Annotated in this window: 18 protein-coding genes; 7 read left to right on the top strand and 11 right to left on the bottom strand. The window is 71.3% G+C overall.

The genetic code is table 11. The annotated features are described in order from the left end of the window. Positions 1-90 precede the first annotated feature (90 nt). From ABD256_RS04505 to ABD256_RS04495, 3 genes are all read right to left on the bottom strand, one after another. A complete protein-coding gene (locus ABD256_RS04505) occupies positions 91-504 on the bottom strand; it encodes a DUF3040 domain-containing protein (RefSeq protein WP_344413718.1) in 414 nt (137 codons plus the stop codon). Between the two features lie 209 nt (positions 505-713). Continuing rightward, the gene (dinB, locus tag ABD256_RS04500) at positions 714-1,973 is read right to left on the bottom strand and encodes a DNA polymerase IV (RefSeq protein WP_344413716.1); all 1,260 of its coding nucleotides are present in this window, start codon (positions 1,971-1,973) and stop codon (positions 714-716) included. Between the two features lie 39 nt (positions 1,974-2,012). After that, positions 2,013-2,747 (bottom strand): class I SAM-dependent methyltransferase, encoded by a 735-nt coding sequence (locus ABD256_RS04495; RefSeq protein ID WP_344413714.1) that lies wholly within the window; start codon positions 2,745-2,747, stop codon positions 2,013-2,015. A 67-nt stretch (positions 2,748-2,814) separates the two neighbouring features. Between ABD256_RS04495 and ABD256_RS04490 the strand changes: the two genes are divergently transcribed. The 6 genes from ABD256_RS04490 (at position 2,815) to ABD256_RS04465 (ending at position 8,477) form a co-directional block, all read left to right on the top strand. After that, positions 2,815-3,603, top strand: a complete 789-nt coding sequence (locus tag ABD256_RS04490; protein ID WP_344413712.1) for a ParA family protein — start codon at positions 2,815-2,817, stop codon at positions 3,601-3,603. Positions 3,604-3,613: 10 nt separating this feature from the next. Continuing rightward, complete coding sequence (locus tag ABD256_RS04485) at positions 3,614-4,495, top strand: ParA family protein (RefSeq protein ID WP_344413710.1); 882 nt, start codon at positions 3,614-3,616, stop codon at positions 4,493-4,495. Between the two features lie 4 nt (positions 4,496-4,499). Then, complete coding sequence (locus ABD256_RS04480; RefSeq protein WP_344413708.1) at positions 4,500-5,300, top strand: DNA-formamidopyrimidine glycosylase family protein; 801 nt, start codon at positions 4,500-4,502, stop codon at positions 5,298-5,300. A 156-nt stretch (positions 5,301-5,456) separates the two neighbouring features. Then, the gene (gene add, locus ABD256_RS04475; protein WP_344413706.1) at positions 5,457-6,470 is read left to right on the top strand and encodes an adenosine deaminase; all 1,014 of its coding nucleotides are present in this window, start codon (positions 5,457-5,459) and stop codon (positions 6,468-6,470) included. 320 nt (positions 6,471-6,790) lie between these two features. Continuing rightward, positions 6,791-7,354, top strand: coding sequence for a GNAT family N-acetyltransferase (locus tag ABD256_RS04470; RefSeq protein ID WP_344413704.1), 564 nt, complete (start codon positions 6,791-6,793; stop codon positions 7,352-7,354). 73 nt (positions 7,355-7,427) lie between these two features. Beyond that, positions 7,428-8,477 (top strand): quinone-dependent dihydroorotate dehydrogenase, encoded by a 1,050-nt coding sequence (locus ABD256_RS04465; RefSeq protein WP_344413702.1) that lies wholly within the window; start codon positions 7,428-7,430, stop codon positions 8,475-8,477. Between the two features lie 80 nt (positions 8,478-8,557). On the opposite strand, the gene ABD256_RS04460 is transcribed toward ABD256_RS04465, so the two are convergent. From ABD256_RS04460 to rimO, 7 genes are all read right to left on the bottom strand, one after another. Further along, the gene (locus ABD256_RS04460; protein ID WP_344413700.1) at positions 8,558-10,525 is read right to left on the bottom strand and encodes a S53 family peptidase; all 1,968 of its coding nucleotides are present in this window, start codon (positions 10,523-10,525) and stop codon (positions 8,558-8,560) included. 238 nt (positions 10,526-10,763) lie between these two features. After that, positions 10,764-11,765: a phage shock envelope stress response protein PspM gene (gene pspM / locus ABD256_RS04455; RefSeq protein ID WP_344413698.1), complete on the bottom strand. Its 1,002-nt coding sequence runs from the start codon at positions 11,763-11,765 to the stop codon at positions 10,764-10,766. Positions 11,766-11,769: 4 nt separating this feature from the next. Continuing rightward, a complete protein-coding gene (locus tag ABD256_RS04450; protein WP_344413696.1) occupies positions 11,770-12,618 on the bottom strand; it encodes a PspA/IM30 family protein in 849 nt (282 codons plus the stop codon). Positions 12,619-12,897: 279 nt separating this feature from the next. Then, on the bottom strand, positions 12,898-13,359 hold the full coding sequence (locus ABD256_RS04445) for a helix-turn-helix domain-containing protein (protein ID WP_344413694.1): 462 nt from the start codon (positions 13,357-13,359) through the stop codon (positions 12,898-12,900). A gap of 101 nt (positions 13,360-13,460) precedes the next feature. After that, positions 13,461-13,919, bottom strand: coding sequence for a CinA family protein (locus tag ABD256_RS04440; RefSeq protein ID WP_425546383.1), 459 nt, complete (start codon positions 13,917-13,919; stop codon positions 13,461-13,463). A 34-nt stretch (positions 13,920-13,953) separates the two neighbouring features. After that, positions 13,954-14,598: a CDP-diacylglycerol--glycerol-3-phosphate 3-phosphatidyltransferase gene (pgsA, locus tag ABD256_RS04435; RefSeq protein WP_344413692.1), complete on the bottom strand. Its 645-nt coding sequence runs from the start codon at positions 14,596-14,598 to the stop codon at positions 13,954-13,956. Then, on the bottom strand, positions 14,595-16,064 hold the full coding sequence (gene rimO / locus ABD256_RS04430; RefSeq protein WP_344413690.1) for a 30S ribosomal protein S12 methylthiotransferase RimO: 1,470 nt from the start codon (positions 16,062-16,064) through the stop codon (positions 14,595-14,597). The genes pgsA and rimO overlap by 4 nt, the downstream gene beginning before the upstream one ends. A 77-nt stretch (positions 16,065-16,141) precedes the next feature. Here rimO and ABD256_RS04425 point away from each other — a divergent pair, with 77 nt between their 5' ends. Further along, entirely contained in the window at positions 16,142-16,666 is a 525-nt protein-coding gene (locus ABD256_RS04425; protein WP_344413688.1) for an amino-acid N-acetyltransferase, read from the top strand. Here the strand turns inward: ABD256_RS04425 and ABD256_RS04420 are convergent, their stop codons facing one another. After that, positions 16,667-17,506: a hypothetical protein gene (locus ABD256_RS04420; protein ID WP_344413686.1), complete on the bottom strand. Its 840-nt coding sequence runs from the start codon at positions 17,504-17,506 to the stop codon at positions 16,667-16,669. Between the last annotated feature and the right edge of the window lie 113 nt (positions 17,507-17,619).

The following is a 17,619-nucleotide window of genomic DNA, read 5'->3' as shown; positions in this document are numbered from 1 at the left end:
GGCATGCGGGACCTCACGCAGACCGCGCAACGCCGAAGACCCCGGGCAAGTTGCCCGGGGCCTTCGGCGTCAGTGGACTCTCGAAGCGCGCTACTGGTCGTCGAAACGTTGCCGGAAGCGCTCTTCCATCCGTTGCGTGAACGAGCTGCGGCGGGACGCCTGTTTGCCGCGGCCTCCGGCCGAGGCAGGCGAACCGCCGCCCCCTTTCTCTTCGCTCTCGGCAGGCTGCCGCAGCGAGGTGAGGGCAAGCAGGGCTCCGAAGAACATGACGAGGAACCCGAGCACGCTCACGAGCGGGATCTCCGCGACCCTGAACGGCAGGATCACGCCCAGCACGAGCAGCGCGACACCGACGACGAACAGGGCGATGCCCTGGATGCGCCGGCGACGTGCTGGCCGGCGCAGCCGGCTGCCTCGCACCGTGGATGCAAACTTGGGGTCCTCGGCATAGAGCTCGCGCTCGATCTGGTCGAGCAGCCGCTGCTCATGCTCGGAGAGTGGCATCTTTCCTCCTCCGGCACAGCTGTCGCGGGCGCCGGGCCGCGCAACGTCGTGGACCCAACAACAGCCCCGTCATCGGGGCGTCTGCTACCAGGATACGAGTCCCGCGCGCGGACGACTACCCGATCCCGCATCAAGCACCCATCGAATTCGCGCCGGAGGCCCGCAAAGGGCGCCGCGACGGCCCCGCGGGCCGGTCCCAGCGTCTGGGGTCACTCTCCGTCACGACGTAGCAGCGAGGCGGGACGGATCGTGCCCGCCCCGAACCGGGAGCTGACCCCGTCCGCCGCGACTTCGGCTTCGCGCCAGCGTGGGGCACTCGCGGCGACCGCGTCGAAACTCAGCTGTTCGGGTTCGCCGGTGCCGGAAAGGCCTTCCACGCGGACCCCGATCAGCCGGATGGGCTCGCCTTCCGTCGATTCGGTGAACAGCGCTACGGCGGTCGCGTGAATGTCACGCGCGACGTCGGTCACGGACGGCAAGGTACGCGCCCTGGTGATGGTCCGGAAGTCGGCGAACCGCACCTTGATCGACACGGTGCGTCCCCGGACGCCGCGGGCGCGCAGCGTCTCGGCGACCCGGAAGGAGAGGTCGAGCAGTTCCCTGGCCAGCTGTTCGCGGTCGGCGCGGTCGACGTCGAAGGTGCGCTCGGCGCCGATCGACTTGTCCGGCGTCTCCGGCACCACACCGCGCTCGTCGCGGCCGTTCGCCAGCGCGTGCAGGTGCTCGCCCAGCGCGGTGCCCAGCATCGAGCGCAACCGCGCGAGCGGGGTCTTCGCCACGTCCGCGATCGTCTCCAGGCCGACGCGGTGCAGGTTCTCCTGGGTCCGCTTCCCGACGCCCCACAGCGCCGAGACGGGCAGCTCGTGCAGGAACGCGACCGTCTCCCCCACCGGCACCACGACCATGCCGTCCGGTTTCGCCATCCCGGAGGCGAGCTTCGCGACGAACTTCACCCCGGCGGCGCCGACCGAGCAGCTGATGCCGTGCTCGGCCTCGACGCGTGCCCTGATCATCGCGCCGACACCCGCCGGGGTGGTGCCGAGGCGGCGCAGCGCACCGCTGACGTCCAGGAAGGCCTCGTCCAGGCTCAGCGGCTCCACGAGCGGGGTCAGCTCGCGGAAGATCGCCATCACCCCGCGGGAGACCTCGCCGTAGAGCCCGCGGGTCGGCGGCAGGTAGACGGCGTGCGGGCAGAGCCTGCGCGCGGCGCCGACCGGCATCGCGGAGCGGACCCCGTACACCCTGGCCGGGTAGTTCGCGGACAGCACGACCGAGCGGGGCCCCGCACCCGCGACCACCACCGGCCGGTGCACCAGCTCCGGCCGGGTGCGCAGCTCGACGGCGGCGAAGAAGGCGTCCATGTCGACGTGCAGGAGCCCGCATCCCGTGTCGTCGGGAGTGCCGGTCGCTTCCGGCCCGGTGACGCGGTAGCGCGCGAGTGTGGCCGGAAGACCGGCGTTGCTTCCCATCAGGTGCGGACACTAGCCCGCCGCACCGACAACTTCCGGCTAGCCGGGGCGGTGGGCGACGGCGTGCAGGCGGGCGGCTATGTCGCGCAGGGGTGAGGCGGTGGCCGCGGCGGCCTCGAAATCGGTGAGTTCGGCGCTCCACGCGTCGCCGGAGACCGCGTCCGCGACGACGCCGTCGCCCTGCAGCGACGCCATTTCGAGCCCCGCTCCGGCCAGCAGCGCGACCAGGCCGTCGGCGTCGAAGCGGCGCAGCAGCGTGTCGCCGTCCTCGTCGAGCACGCCGTCGGGGCCGGTGAGCAGGCGCCTCGCCTCGTCGAGGCGGCCGGCGAGCGCGCGGTGCAGCACCGCGGCGTGCCGGTTCGCGACCAGGACCGAGACCGCGCCACCGGGCGCGACCACGGCCGCGAGCGAGCCGATCACCGCGGCCGGGTCGTCGACGACCTCGAGCAGCCCGTGCGCGAGCACGACGTCGGCCGAGCCCGCCGGCACGGACCTGCCGAGCGCGTCGGTGTCGTCGGCGACCACCGTGATGCGCTCGGCGACCCCGACCTCGTCGGCCCTGCGGCGCAGCGTGGCCAGCGCGTTCGGGTTCGGTTCGACCACGGTGACGCGGCAGCCGCCGGAGGCGAAGGGCACGGCCCACCCGCCGCTGCCGCCGCCGACGTCGACGACGTGGGGCTCGTTCACGCCGCGCGCACGGGCGCGCGCCAGTTCGGCCTCGAGGACCCGCCGTACGGCCGCCGATCCGCGGGCTGCCGCGGTGTCCGTTCGCATGACACCACAGCGTAGTGGTGGCCACTTCGGGCAGCGGAGGCGTCACCGTGAACCGTAGGCTCCCCCCGTGTCTACCGTGGCGGTGCTCAGTCTCAAGGGCGGCGTCGGCAAGACGAGCGTGGTGCTCGGCCTCGCCTCCGCCGCCGCGCGAACCGGCGTCCGAACGCTCGTGGTCGACCTCGACCCGCAGTGCAACGCGACCGCGGCGCTCGATCCAGGGCCGACCACGGCCACCCTCGCCGACGTGCTGGCAACGCCGCGCCGGTCGGTGCTCGCGGCCGCGATCACGGTGAGCGGCTGGGGCGACGGCGTCGACGTGCTGGTGGGGGCCGAGGAGACCGAGTCGCTCAACGACCCCGATCCCGGGACGAGGCGGCTCGGCAGGCTCGCGGGCGCACTCGGCGAGCGGCACCGGCTCGTCGACCACGGTGACGAGCCCTACGGCCTGGTCCTGCTGGACTGCCCGCCGTCGCTGGGCAGGCTGACGCGCTCGGCGCTGGTGGCCGCGGACGGGGCGCTCATGGTCACCGAGCCCGCGCTCTTCGCCGTTTCGGGGGTGCAGCGCGCGGCGGAGGCGGTCGCCGCGGAACGGGCCGGGCACAACGACCGGCTGCACACGATCGGGGTCGTGGTGAACCGCGTGAAGCCGCGTTCGAAGGAGCACGACTTCCGCGTCGGCGAGCTGCGCTCGGAGTTCGGGGACCTGCTGCTGGACCCGGTGCTGCCGGACCGGGTCGCCGTGCAGCAGGCGCAGGGCGCGTGCGCGCCGATCCACCGGCTGCGCTCGGCAGGCGCACGGGAGCTCGCCGCGGCGTTCGACACCTTGCTGGGCCACACCATGAAGTCCTGCCCGTAGGCTGTGTCGAGTGCACACGGTCGCCGTACTCAGCCTCAAGGGCGGTGTCGGGAAAACCACGGTAGCGCTCGGTATCGCTTCGGCGGCGCTGCGTAGGGGAACCCGGACCCTGGTCGCCGATCTCGACCCCCAGGGCAACGCCACCGCGTCGCTCGACCCGCCCTACACCGAGTCCACCCTCGCCGATGTGCTCGAAACCCCGCACCGCGCCGTCCTGCAGCGCGCGATCGCGCCCAGCGTGTGGAGCGACGACGTCGACGTGCTCGTGGGCTCGGAGGAGCTCGAGGAGCTGAACGACCCCGGCACGCACGGCCGCCGCCTCGACAACCTGTCGCGCGCGCTCGACGAGCTGTACCGGGCGCCGACGCGGGGCACGCCGTACGACCTCGTGGTGCTCGACTGCCCGCCCTCGCTCGGCAGGCTCACGCGGTCGGCGCTGGTCGCGGCGGACAGCGCGATCCTCGTCACGGAGCCGACGATGTACGCGGTCGCGGGCGCCGAACGCGCGCTCGAGGCGATCGAGAACATCCGCGCCGAGCACAACCCCGATCTCAAGGCGATCGGCGTGCTGGTGAACCGGCTCCGGGTGCGCTCGCACGAGCACCAGTTCCGCATCGCGGAGCTGCGGGAGTCCTTCGGGCACCTGGTGATGCCGACCGCGATCCCCGACCGGCTCGCGGTGCAGCAGGCGCAGGGCGCGTGCAGCCCGATCCACGAGTGGGCCTCGCCGGGAGCGCAGGAGATCGCGCTGACGTTCAACATGGTGCTGGCGAAGATCCTGCGCTCCACCCGCGCCGGCCGCCACCGCGTGCACGTCGAGGGCGAGGTCGAGCCGGAGAGCACGGCCGAGTCGACGGGTCCGATCCAGCGCATCCACGTCCCCGGCGACTGAGCCGATGCCGGAGGGCGACACGGTCTTTCTCACCGGGAAACGGCTCGACAAGGCGCTGGCGGGGAAAACCCTGCTGCTGAGCGACTTCCGGCATCCCGCACTGGCCACAGTGGACCTCTCAGGGCATGAGGTGCACGGGGTCGGCACCGTTGGCAAGCACCTGTTCACCCGCTTCTCCGGCGAACTGAGCCTGCACAGCCACCTGAAGATGGACGGCACGTGGGAGGTGTACCCGTACGGGCGGCGCTGGCGAAAGCCCGCCCACCACGCCCGGGTCGTGCTCGGCGTCGAGGGAGCGCAGGCGGTCGGCTTCCGGGTGCACGACCTCGAAATCCTGCCGACCGCAGCGGAGCACCGCCTCGTCGGGCACCTCGGCCCGGACCTTCTTGATCCACAGTGGACGGACGAGCACGCCGGCCGCGCCGCCGCCGCGCTGGCCGCGGTGCCTGGCCGCGAACTGGGCGAGGCCCTGCTCGACCAGCGCGTGCTGGCAGGCGTCGGCAACGTGTACAAGGTCGAGGTGTGCTTCCGGCTCGGTGTCACCCCGTGGAGCCCGGTGTCCGATGTGGACGCTCTTGCCGCGGTGCTGCTGGCGCGGAAGCTGCTGGTGGCCAACGCGTGGCGGTCCGACCGCAGCACGACGGGCGAGCAGGCGCGCGGGCGGCGGTACTGGGTCTACGAGCGCACCCGGCAGGGCTGCTTCCGCTGCGGCGGCCCGGTTCGCGTGGCGTCTCAGGGCGACGGCGTGCACCAGCGCCCGACCTGGTTCTGCCCCCGCTGCCAGCGCGGGCCCGCCCCGGCATGAGGGACATCCGCCGCGTTTCGGGCTAGGATGGCGGCGTGACCGCGTACAAGCTCCCGCTGTACGGGCAGGACCGCGAGCGGGGCGACCTGGCTCCCTGAAACGCCGCGTCCGCGCGCCGTTTCCCTTTCCACCCCTGAATTCCCCGGGAGCCTTGCCATGCCGGAAAACCTGCACGACTTCGTCGCGTCCCTGCCCAAGGCCGAATTGCACGTCCACCTGCTCGGCGCGGCCACCGTCGACACGGTGCTCGACCTCGCCCGCCGGCACCCCGCCGCCGGGGTGCCCGCCGAACGGGCCGAGCTGGCGGAGTTCTACACCTTCCGCGACTTCGACCACTTCCTGAAGGTCTACTGGGCGGTGCAGTCGCTGATCACCGGCCGGGACGACGTCCACACCCTCGTCACCGGGCTCGCCCGCGACCTCGCCGCGCAGAACGTGCGGTACGCGGAAGTCACCGTGACGCCGTACAACCACCTGCTCGACGGCCTTTCCGGGGACGACCTGCTCGACGGCCTCGCCGCCGGGAGGGCGGCGGCCGCCCGCGACCACGGGGTGGAGTTGGCTTGGTGCTTCGACATTCCGGGCGAGAAGGGCGCCAAGGCGGGGCGGGAAACCCTCGCGTTCGCGCTCGGCGAACGCCCCGACGGGCTGGTCGCCTTCGGCCTCGGCGGGCCCGAAACCGGTGTGGGACGGGCGTTGTTCGCCCCGATGTTCACCGCGGCGCGCGAAGCGGGGCTGCACAGCGTGCCGCACGCGGGTGAGACCACCGGGCCCGCCACGGTCTGGTCCGCGGTGCACGATCTCGGTGCCGAGCGGATCGGGCACGGTACCAGCGCCGCGGCGGACCCGCGCCTGCTCGAACACCTTGCCGAGCACCGGATCCCGCTCGAAGTGTGTCCGACGTCGAACGTGCGCACGCGCCAGGTCGGCTCCCTCGAAGCGCATCCCGTGCGCCGCCTGCTCGACCACGGGGTCGCGGTGACGCTGAACACCGACGATCCCGGGATGTTCGGCGCGACGCTCAACGGTGAGTACGTCGCCGTGGCCGAAGCGCTCGGACTCACCCGCGGCGAAATCGCCCAACTGGCGCGAAACGCGGTCGCCGCGTCGTTCCTGAGCGACTCCCCCCGCGACGCGCTGCTCGCGGAGATCGACGCGGTCGCGACGTGATCGTCAAAATCGGTTGCCGGTTCCCGCGGACGCGCCTAGCGTGGCCAGTACACAAGAAGGGAGGTGGTCCGAAGTTGAAGAACTACAGGACTTGTGAGGTGGCTGTCCGTTAACGGACTCCACGCGTAGGACTTTCCCGCAGGGACTTCTTCCGACCACCTGTCGGCTCGTCTCCTGTGACGCGTGTCGGCCTGTTGACGAATACCAGGCAGTCACCGGACCCCCGATGCTTCCGAGAACCAGTCCTGCTCGGAACTCGAACGACTGACGGCGTTCGAGAAGAGCGTCGGGGGTCTCTTCATTTTCGCGGAAGGCTGCCCGTGCTGAAGATCGACGAACCGCTGCGCACCGAACGGCTCATTCTGCGCCCCTTCGCCGAAGGCGATCTCGATGCCCTGCACGCGATCCACTCGCGCGAGGACGTCACCCGGTACCTCTACCTCGAGCCGCGCGACCGCGCGGAATGCGCGGAGGCGCTGGAAAAGCGCGTCGCAGGCATGTCGATCACCGAGCCTGGCCAGCCGCTCGCGATCGCGGTCGTGCTCGCGGAGACCGGGGAACTCATCGGCGACCTGTACTTCGAGTGGCTCAGTAGCGAACACCGCAAGGCGGAGATCGGGTTCGTCTTCCATCCGGACCACTACGGCCGGGGGTACGCGACGGAAGCCGCCCGCGAGCTGCTCCGGCTCGGTTTCGAGGGCCTCGGCCTTCATCGCGTCATCGGCCGCTGTGACGCGCGCAACACCGCCTCCGCGGCCGTCCTCGGCAAGCTCGGCCTTCGCCAGGAGGCGCGCCTGCGGGAGAACGAGATCGTCAAGGGTGCGTGGGTCGACGAACTGGTCTTCGCCATCCTCGACCGCGAATGGCGGGCGCGGCGGGTCTGACGCGGGTGCGACCTGCGCCACCGGCGTGCACGGCCGCCTCGCGGGCAGGCGGGCGGTGGGGCAGCATGGGGCCGTGCTCTTCGAGAAGATCGTCCGCCCGGCGCTGTACCGGCTCGGCAAGAACGACCCGGAAACGGTGCACGAGCGCACCGTTCGAGTGCTGGGCAGGCTCGGTACCGTCCCGCCCGCACTGGCCGCGCTGCGGCGGTACTACGGCACGGACGACCCGGCCACCGTGTTCGGGCTGCGGTTCCCCAACCGGGTGGGGCTGGCGGCGGGAATGGACAAGGACGGGCGCGCGCTCGCCGCGTGGCCCGCGCTCGGGTTCGGGTTCGTCGAGGTCGGCACCGTGACGAAGCTGGCGCAGCCGGGCAACCCGAGGCCGCGCCTGTACCACCTTCCCGACAGCGAAGCCGTGATCAACCGGATGGGGTTCAACAACTCCGGTGCCGACGCGCTCGCGGAACGCCTTGCCACGCAAGGGAAACCACCGGTGCCGCTCGGGGTCAGCATCGGCAAGTCGAAGGCGGCGGCGCTGGAGGACGCGGTGGGCGACTACCAGGCGTCGCTGCGCGCGCTGTACCCGCACGCGGACTACTTCGCGGTCAACGTCAGCTCGCCCAACACCGCGGGCCTGCGCGCGCTGCAGGACCGCTCGGCGCTCACCGACCTGCTGGCCGAGCTTCAGCGCACCTCCGGCGCGCTCGCCGCCGACGCCGGGCGCGAACCGACGCCGTTGCTGGTGAAGGTGGCGCCCGATCTGTCCGACGAAGCGCTCGGCGAACTGCTGGAGGTGTGCGACGAGCACGGTGTGGCCGGGCTGATCGCCACGAACACCACGCTCGCGCGGGACGGCCTCGCCGGGACCGACGCGCATCTCGGCAAGGAGGTCGGCGGCCTGTCCGGGCGCCCGCTGGCGAACCGGGCGCGCGAGGTGGTGCGGTTCGTGCACTCCCACACCGGGGGCAAGCTCCCGGTCATCGGCGTCGGCGGCATCCTCGGCGCGCACGACGCGCGCCTGATGCTCGACGCGGGCGCCAGCCTCGTGCAGCTCTACACCGGCTTCGCGCTGAACGGGCCGGGACTGGTCCGCACCGTGGCCCGCGGCATCGCCGCCCCCTGAATGTCCCATTAGGACAGTCCAGACACGACAGTGACCGGGGGTGCCTCACCCGATTCGGAGCCGGGTGAGGCACCCTTCGTTCAGTGTCCGGCGAAGGACCGCAGATAGGCGCCGGTCGGGGTACCGAGCCCGGTCTCGGTGTCGAACCCCGGCGCGACCTCGGGAGGCCGGGCATCACCGACCGGACCGACCCACTGGGTGGCGAGGAAGTGGTGCAACTCGGGGGTCTTCCCTCCACTGGGGTCGGACCCGTAGACGACCGCGGTCGCGGGGTCGCCGTTCGGCAGGCGATAGGCCGTGACGTCCCGGAACGCGGGAGTGCCTGCCCGCTGGTACAGCACCGGGTTGGCGAAGCCGAACCGCTTGCCGCCGTTCGCCTGCTGGGCGAGCGCCTGCACCCCGGCGAACAGCGGGGTGGACAGGCTGGTCCCGCCGAAGGTGTGCTCGACGTAGTGCCAGGTGCCGGGATCGGTGGCCGGTGAGCCGTTCAACGGGGTGCCGCCGACCACCATGCCGGTCACCGGGTCCGCGTCGAAGGCGACATCCGGGCCGACCCGGCCACGGCTCCCGTCCGAGGTGGTGGCGTAGCGGTCCGGGACGACGCCGCGCTGGTACCACGGTTGCGGCTGTCCGGTGGCGCGGCCACCGCCGGTGCCACCGGTGCTCTGCATCTCTTCCCAGGACTTGCCGTCCTTGGACAGCGGACTGACCGGGTCGCCCCAGCCGGTTTCCCATTCGCGGTCGCCGTCCTTGCCGATCGCCACCGAGGTACCGCCGACCCCGGTCACCCAGGTGCTGCCCGCATAGCCGTTCAGCCATTCGCCACCGGTGTCGTTGATCTTGTAACCACCGTCGCCGGTGCAGAAGTAGAATCCCACGCCCTGCAGCGCGCCCTCCTGGTAGACCTGGTCGAAGGCCTTCCGCAACCCGGGCGGGGGATCGTTGGCCAGCGACATCGACACGATGCTCGCGTCGGTGTGGTCCAGCGCGTAGCCGAGGCTGGCCAGCAGGTTCCCGCCCTGCGCGGTGGATTGCCCGATGGCGACGATGTTCGCGTCCGGTGCGATGCCGTGCACCGATTCGGCGTCGATGGTGGCCTCGATCATCGCGCCGTACCCACCGTCGCCGGGCCCTTCCGGCGGCGAACCGTCCGGCGACGGCACCCTGGTGAACTGCCCCGGGCGGAGCCGTTGCGTGCCGACACGGTCCGACCAGGTGTTGATGTCCTTTTCGAGGGTGTCCATCGAGGACGCCACCACGGCGACGGTCTGCCCGGCCCCGGTGACACCGAGCTTGTCGAGCCCGTAGGCGTGCCGCAGTTGCTTCGGCGTGTACCCGCACGGCTTCAGCGGCGGAGTCGCGCCGTTCACCTTCGGTACCCCGGTCGCGGGCCGCTGGCCCCAGTACTTCGAGCACTCCTCGGCCGCACCGGCGTCGACGCGCGGGCTGCGCCCGGTGGACCGCCTCGGCGCGGCCGGGTCGGAGTCCCGCACGAGGATGGTGTCCTGCCCGACACCGAGCACGAGCGCACCCAGCTCCGCCGGCACGCTCAGATTGGTGGTCGAGATCAGGTAGTGGCCCTTGATCCCGCTTTCGGGTGGGTAGACGTAATCGTGGAAGGTCACCGCGAACGCCTTGTTCAGCTGCCCGAACGTGCCGGTCACCGCCAGGTGCCGCCAATCCGGCTCCGTCACGCTCAGCCCGGCCCCGGTCAGCCAGGCGCGGACGCGATCGACCTGCGCGCGGTCGAGCCGGGTGGTTTCGCGGATCCGGTCCCGTCCGAGGAACCGCCCGTAGCCGGGGCTGGCCGGATCGGACACGGCCTTCGCCCGGCGGGCCAGTCCGTCCGGATCCTTGACCGCGAGGTAGACGGTCTGCGCGACCGGCGTGCCGTCGGGTACCGGCCCCTGGTCGACGAGCCCGTCCGTGAAGCTGGTGCCGATGAGCGGCACCCGATCGGGCGCCGCCGTGGCGGTCGCCGCTCCGGCGGTGGTGAGCGTCATCGCGCAGACCGCCGCGACCGCCCACCGAAATCTGATTCGACGCACCGTTCCTCCTCACAGGTCAAGGCTGTTTCGGAAGGAACAGTACTGTCGGCTGAACACTATTTTCGTTAGGAGGATACTTATGGAAACTTTAGGTATCCGGTTGCACGACTTGCCTTTCAGGGCCGATTTCGTGGCTCACGACGTGGTGATCACGATTGCCGCAAGCTCGCCGAACACGGGAAAGTCGCCGGCTCGTCCGCAGGCGAAGGGCAATTCGCCCGCGGGGACAATTCGCCCGCTAAGACAATTCACGCAACGCGATCGCCAGGCCGGCGAGGTGGTCCGTGGCGTCGGTGAGTGCTTCCTTCGACGCCTGCATTCCGCCCGCGCTCGCGGCGACGGCCTTGCCCGCGGCCGCCACCAGGCCGCCGTACCCGTCGAGGCCGTCGTTGAGCTGCTCGGTGAGGGTGCCGACCGCCGAGTCCAGCGCACCGTGCTCCCCCGCCGGTGAGGCGTCGCGCGCCCGCTCCACGGCCTGCAGCCGGTCACCCAGCCCGCGCAGGGCCTTCGCGGCTTCCTTCGCGGTCGCACGGGCGTCCTCGACCGACACGAGCGGGACCGAGGTGGTCTCCGCCTCGGCCGGGGTCTCCAGCTGGCGGAGCAGCTCCGCCAGCGACGCCTCGCCCTCGGCCAGCCGCTCCATCGGCACCCGGGCGGCCGAGGACTGCGGCGGCAACGGCGGCGGGCCCTTCTGCGTGATCTCCGGGATCCGGACCTTGCGCAGCTGCGCGATGCGAATCCCGGAGCGCACGATCAGCGCGCCGGACACGACCGCCACCGCGATCCCCCCGAACGCGGCCTGCAGCCCGCCCGCACTGCTCACCAGTCCGGCGGCGGCGCCGAACGCCCACAGCACCGCCAGGAGCATCAGCACGATCCACAGCGTCAGCGCCCGCGACGCCCGCCGCTTCTGCCTGGCCAGCTTCGCCGCCGGGTCCTTCCACTTCGCCCACTTCGAGCGCGCCTCTTCCACCGCCGGTGGCAGGTTCACCCGCATCGAGGACATCGACGGCATGGACGGCATCGGGGGCATCGCCGGACGGGGCCGCGCCTGCCGGGGCTGGCGCGGCTGTGCCGTCCCTGGCCCGCGCGGGCCGCCCCGGCCGTCTTCCTGCCCTTCGGCGGGCGGGAAGTACCGCTGGAGCTTTTCCTGCGCGCGCTGGGCGTAGTCGGGCAAGCGTTCGATGTGCTTCTCGAGCTTCGCGTTGAACTCGCTGAAATCCCGCTTACCCGACCCCATCGGCTCAGGCCTGGTTCTTCTGCTGTTCGGCCTGGACCCGAGCCTGGATCTCCTGCTGGACGTTCGCGCTCGGCTTCGCCGCCGACTCGGCTGCCTTGCCGGCCGAACCGTCGGTGACCTGCGCGACCGAATCCCCGCGCATCGAGGCGCGGATCTGCTCCAGCCGGGAGTGGCCCGCCATCTGCGTCGTCGACTGCTGGACCTCGAGCATCCGGCCCTGCACCGAGTTCTGCGCCAGCTCCGCGGAGCCGAGCGCCGTGGTGTAGCGCTTCTCGATCTTCTCGCGGACCTCGTCGAGCGACGGGGTGTTGCCCGGCGCGGCCAGCTCGGTCATCGAGTTCAGCGAAGCCGAGACCTTCTCCTGCATCTTGGCCTGCTCCAGCTGCGAAAGCAGCTTGGTGCGCTCGGCCAGCTTCTGCTGCAGCATCGCCGAGTTACGCTCGACGGCCTTCTTCGCCTGCTCGGCGGCCTGCAGCGACTGGTCGTGCAGGGTCTTCAGGTCCTCGATGCTCTGCTCGGCGGTGACGAGCTGCGCGGCGAAGCTCTCAGCCGCGGTCTCGAACTCGGTCGCCTTCTGCTCGTCGCCCTTGTTCCGCGCCTCGTCGGCGAGGACGAGCGCCTGGCGGGTCGAAGCCTGCAGCTTCTCCACCTCGCCCAGCTGCCGGTTCAGCTTCATTTCCAGCTGCCGCTGGTTGCCGATAACCGATGCGGCCTGCTGGGAGAGCGCCTGGTGGTTGCGCTGCGCCTCCTCGATGGCCTGCTGGATCTGCACCTTGGGGTCGGCGTTCTCATCGATCTTCGCCGAGAACGCCGCCATGAGGTACTTCCAGAACTTCACGAACGGGTTGGCCATCTCCTCCGCCTGCCTTCTTGCGTCCCACTTGGTTTGTCGACCCGTGTGTGAGGCGTCACTCGTCCACTCGGCCGACGCGGCACCGACCTTCGGTGGCGTCCGGTCCAGTCAACTTGGCAACGTCCCTACCCCGGCGTTGAGTTCCATCGTGTCAGGTTGACGTCCGCCGTTCCAGGCGACCCCACGTATTTCAGGGATCACCCGGATCCGATTCGTCCCCCAACGTGAAGGACCCTGAGCCGGCGGCTCAGGGTCCTCACAGTCAGCTCACACGAGCCACTACGCGGCGATCGTCGCCGCCATCTTCGGCCCGGAGATCGTGGTGCGCAGCGCCGTACCCATCATGTTGGTGGAAACCCGCAGGTCGGAAAGGTCGTTCCCGATGACCTCCGGTACCAGGCTGCCGCCCTCGAACTCGCCGGCCGACGCCTCGGCGCCCTCGCGTTCGCGCGCCGCGGCCTCGCCGCGCTCCGCGGTCTCCGGCAGCGGCGCCACCTCGACCTCGCTGAGCGCGGACACGTCCGCCGCCACCTTGTGCAGCAGCTCGCCGAGCGGGAGCTCCAGAGCGTCGCAGATCGACGCCAGCAGCTCGCTGGACGCCTCCTTCTGACCCCGCTCCACCTCGGACAGGTAACCCAGGCTCACCCTGGCGGCGCGGGAGATGTCGCGCAGCGTGCGACGCTGGTTGGTGCGGGCATGACGGAGCCGATCACCGATCGCCTCACGCAACAGCACGGTCATCACGCGCCTCCCTTCCCAGAACTAGTACCTACCACGTTACCCAGTCCGGCCCGCCGAACGCAGAAGTTGACACGGTCGTACGCCAAGGGCGAACGCGCCGATCACCTCAGATGTTCCTGGAGCAGCTCCAGGGCCGCCCGCACCGAAGCCATCCTGACCTGCGCCCTGTCCCCCTCGAACCAGTGCGTGCGGACCGTCCTGACCTCGGGGCCGGCGAGCCCGACGTGCACCGTTCCCGGCCCGACGCCGTCCTGCTGGGCCGGACCGGCGACCCCGGTGAGCCCGAGTCCCCAGTCCGCGCCGCACCGTCCGCGCCCGCCCTCGGCGAGCTGCGCGGCCACCTCGGGGTGCACCGCGCCGTGCTGCGCCAGCAGGTCGGGATCGACATCGGCGAGCACGGTCTTCAGCTCGGTCGCGTACACCACCAGCCCGCCGCGAACGACCGCGCTGGCGCCCGGCACGTCGGTCAGCGCGGCGCACACCAGGCCCGCGGTGAGCGACTCGGCCGTCGCGACCGTCTGCCGCCGCGCGACCAGCGTGGCGATCACCCCCTTGGCCAGGGGTCTCAGCTCGCCGAACGGCGCGTCGTGGCGTTCAGCCACCGGAGACCGCCCGCTCCCCCGCCGCCCGCAGCCGGACCGCGCGCACCACGTAGTCCACGCCGGTGACGACGGTGAGCAGGAGCGCGGCGCCCATCAGCACCCAGCGCACCACGTCCAGCGACGGCGGCAGCGGCAGCAGGTAGGCGACGATCGCGGCGATCTGGGTCATCGTCTTCGCCTTGCCGCCCCTGCTCGCCGGGATGACGCCGTGGCGGATCACCCAGAACCGCAGCAGCGTCACGCCGATCTCGCGCACCGCGATCACCACGGTCACCCACCAGCCCAGCTCGCCGAGCACCGACAGCCCGATCAGCGCGGCCCCGATCAGCGCCTTGTCCGCGATCGGGTCGGCGATCTTGCCGAAGTCGGTGATCAGGCCGTACTTGCGCGCGACCCAGCCGTCGACCTGGTCGGTCAGCGAGGCCAGCGCGAACAGCGCGGTCGCGATCGCGCGCCAGGACGTGTCGGTGCCGTCGCCCGCGAACAGCGCGCCGATGAACAGCGGCACCAAGGCCAGCCGGGACATCGTCAGGAAGTTCGCCAGGTTGAGCGTCGGCACCGGGGTCGGCGGCGGGGTGTGCGCCTCACGGCCGGAGCCCTCCCCCGCCTCCGCCGGTCCCGGTGCGGCGGCACTCACCGTCCGGCGTCCTCACCCGGCGCGACCGGGCGCACGATGAGGTCCACCCCTGCCGAGTCCACCACTTCGCACCGCACCAGCTGGCCGCGCACGACCTCGCCCGCGTCGAGCAGCACGCATTCGCCGTCGACCTCGGGCGCCTGGTGCGCGGCACGGCCCGCCGGGTCGTCGCCGGTCTCCTCCGCGGTCCGCTCGACGAGCACGTCGACGAACTCGCCGATCCGCTCCTCGGCGCGCTGCGAGGTCAGCTCCTCCACCAGTGCCGAAATCCGCGCGACGCGGGCGGCCACGACGTCCTCGGCCACCTTGTCGTCGAACGTTTCGGCCTCGGTGCCGTCTTCGTCGGAGTAGCCGAACACGCCGACGGCGTCGAGCCTCGCCTCGGTGAGGAAGCGCGCCAGCTCGTCGACGTCGGACTCCGTCTCACCGGGGAAGCCCACGATGACGTTGGTCCGGATCCCCGCATCCGGGGTGTACCCCCGGATCTGCTCGATCAGCGCGAGGAACGACTCGGTGGACCCGAACCGGCGCATCCGGCGCAGCACGCGCTCGCTGGAGTGCTGGAACGACAGGTCGAAGTAGGCGGCCGCGCCCGGCGTGGTCGCGATGACCTTCACCAGCCCCGGCCTGGTCTCGGCCGGCTGCAGGTAGGAGACGCGGACGCGCTCGATCCCCTCGACCCCGGCGAGCATCGGCACCAGCAGCTCGAGCGCTCGCGTGCCACCGTGCTCGCGCCCGAAGTCCTTGCCGTAGGACGTCGAGTTCTCGCTGACCAGGAACAGCTCCTTGACGCCCTGCTCGGCCAGCCAGCGCGCCTCGGCGACGATCTCGGCAGGCTTCCGCGACACGAACGAACCGCGGAACGACGGGATCGCGCAGAACGAACAGCGCCGGTCGCAGCCGGAGGCGATCTTCAACGCCGCCACGGGCGCGTCGTCGAGCCTGGTGCGCAGCACCCGCGGGCCCCAGCCCTGCTGGGCGTGGCCGGGCACGGTGACGTCCTCGGCCGCGGCGGGGCGCTGGACGGGACTGATCGGCAGCAGCTCGCGCCGGTCCGCGGGCACGTGCGAGGCGACCTGGTGCCCCGACACGATGTCGCCGAGCCGCTCGGCCAGGTCGGGGTAGTGGTCGAAGCCCAGCACGGCGTCCGCCTCGGGGAGGCTGTCGGCCAGCTCGGCACCGTAGCGCTCGGCCATGCAGCCCACCGCGACGACCTTCGCGCCGGTGTCGGCCGCGGCCAGCAGCGTGTCCACCGAATCCTTCTTCGCCGATTCGACGAATCCGCACGTGTTGACGACGATCACGTCGGAGGACTCCGGCTCCTCGGCCAGCTCCCAGCCGCCCGCGGCCAGCCTGCCCGCCAGTTCCTCCGAGTCGACCTCGTTGCGGGCGCAGCCCAGTGTCAGCAAGGAGACCCGGCGGCCGGGCGCGGAGTCGAGTGCGGGATCAGTGGCGGGAGAAGGCACGCCGTTCAGGGTAGCTGTCCGGTACGCCCGCGCCCCGCCCCGTGCCCCCACGGTGGTACCCAGGCTAACGTCGGGGAGTGCCCACCGATCATGACGGCGCGCTCGTCGTCCGCCGAGCCAGGATCGCCGACGTGCGCAAGATCAAGGCGCTCGTCGACTCCGACGCCGGCCGCGTGCTGCTGGAGAAGGAACTGGTCACCCTGTACGAGAACGTGCAGGAGTTCTGGGTCGCCGAACAGGACGGCGAGGTCCTCGGCTGCGGCGCGCTGCACGTGCTGTGGGAAGACATCGCCGAGGTCAGGACGATCGCGGTGGCCAAGCGGGCGCGCGGGCAGGGCATCGGCCACGCCCTCGTCGGGCAGCTGCTCGACCTCGCCGTCGAACTGGGCCTGCGCCGCGTGTTCGTGCTGACCTTCGAGACGAGCTTCTTCGAGCGCCACGGGTTCGCCGAGATCGACGGCACGCCGGTGACGCAGGAGGTCTACGACGAGATGCGGCGCTCGGTCGACACGGGTGTCGCCGAGTTCCTCGACCTGCCGTTCGTCAAGCCGAACACCCTCGGCAACACCCGCATGCTGCTGGAGCTGGACCAGCGCCCCTGATCACTTCTCGCCGAGTATCGCGTCCCTGAACTTCTTGGCCCTCGCCTGCGTCGCGGAGCGGCAGACCGGGTCGGTCCAGTCCCTGCCGTTCATCTCCGGGTCGTCGATGCCGTTCTCCCGCACCTCCAGCTCCACGTTGCCGTCGAGGACGCGGAGCTTGCAGTCCGGCTTCTGGTTGGGGATGTCGAGCACCGGCCGCTGCCACGCGGCGCGATCCCCGATCCCGAGGCCCTTCGCCTCCTCGTTGCCGTTGCGGATGCCCGCCTCGAAGTACCCGGTCGCTTCCTCGGTGCCCGCGGGGTTGCCGCGCGGGTCGGTGGTGTACATGGTCGCGTCCACGCCGATCACCTTGTCCCTGGACGCGCCCGGCACCTCCTGCCGGAAGCTGCAGGACATCAGGTACTCCGGATAGGTGCTGCCCTCCTTCGGCGCGCTCCTTGCCGTCTTCGCGTCGAGGGTGGGCAGGTCCGGCAGCTTGCTCGCCAGCTCCTGGCACGTCGGCAGCTTCGTGTACTTGTCCGGTGCCGCGGTCGGCTTGGGCGGGGCGGGCGGCGGCGCCGAGGGCTGCGCCTGCGACGGCCCGTCGTCGTCGCCGGTGAACACCACGATCGCGACGACCGCGAGCACCACCACGACCACGCCGGCGGCGATGCCGACGATGAGCCCCGTCTTGGGCTTCTTCGGCGGCGGGTACCCCTGGCCGTACCCCTGCTGGGGGTAGCCGTACGGCGGCTGCGGGAAGTTCTGCTGGCGGTATTGCTGGGAGTAGCCCTGCTGGGGGTGGCCACCCTGCTGGTGAGGCCCGCCCTGGTAGGGCTGCTGCGGTGATCCCGGATGCACGACGAGGACCGTACCGCCACCGCCACCGGGGTGAATGCGGATCCAGCACATCGTGTCGTGACTCTTCTAGTAATTACTCGAAGAGTCTTGACTAGACGATTTGTGGCCGCGCA

The organism is Amycolatopsis minnesotensis (assembly GCF_039529815.1).
In the GTDB taxonomy this organism is placed as follows: domain Bacteria; phylum Actinomycetota; class Actinomycetes; order Mycobacteriales; family Pseudonocardiaceae; genus Amycolatopsis; species Amycolatopsis minnesotensis.
Note: the sequence above shows the minus strand (reverse complement) of the source record. Positions and strands in the feature narration are given on the sequence as shown.

What these genes read in the sequence shown, in the direction of transcription:
- ABD256_RS04505 (WP_344413718.1), bottom strand. Translation starts at nt 504, where the DNA reads ATGCCACTCTCCGAGCATGAGCAGCGGCTGCTCGACCAGATCGAGCGC.
- pspM (WP_344413698.1), bottom strand. Translation starts at nt 11,765, where the DNA reads ATGGGGTCGGGTAAGCGGGATTTCAGCGAGTTCAACGCGAAGCTCGAG.
- ABD256_RS04445 (WP_344413694.1), bottom strand. Translation starts at nt 13,359, where the DNA reads ATGACCGTGCTGTTGCGTGAGGCGATCGGTGATCGGCTCCGTCATGCC.
- add (WP_344413706.1), top strand. Translation starts at nt 5,457, where the DNA reads ATGCCGGAAAACCTGCACGACTTCGTCGCGTCCCTGCCCAAGGCCGAA.
- ABD256_RS04450 (WP_344413696.1), bottom strand. Translation starts at nt 12,618, where the DNA reads ATGGCCAACCCGTTCGTGAAGTTCTGGAAGTACCTCATGGCGGCGTTC.
- ABD256_RS04495 (WP_344413714.1), bottom strand. Translation starts at nt 2,747, where the DNA reads ATGCGAACGGACACCGCGGCAGCCCGCGGATCGGCGGCCGTACGGCGG.
- dinB (WP_344413716.1), bottom strand. Translation starts at nt 1,973, where the DNA reads ATGGGAAGCAACGCCGGTCTTCCGGCCACACTCGCGCGCTACCGCGTC.
- ABD256_RS04480 (WP_344413708.1), top strand. Translation starts at nt 4,500, where the DNA reads ATGCCGGAGGGCGACACGGTCTTTCTCACCGGGAAACGGCTCGACAAG.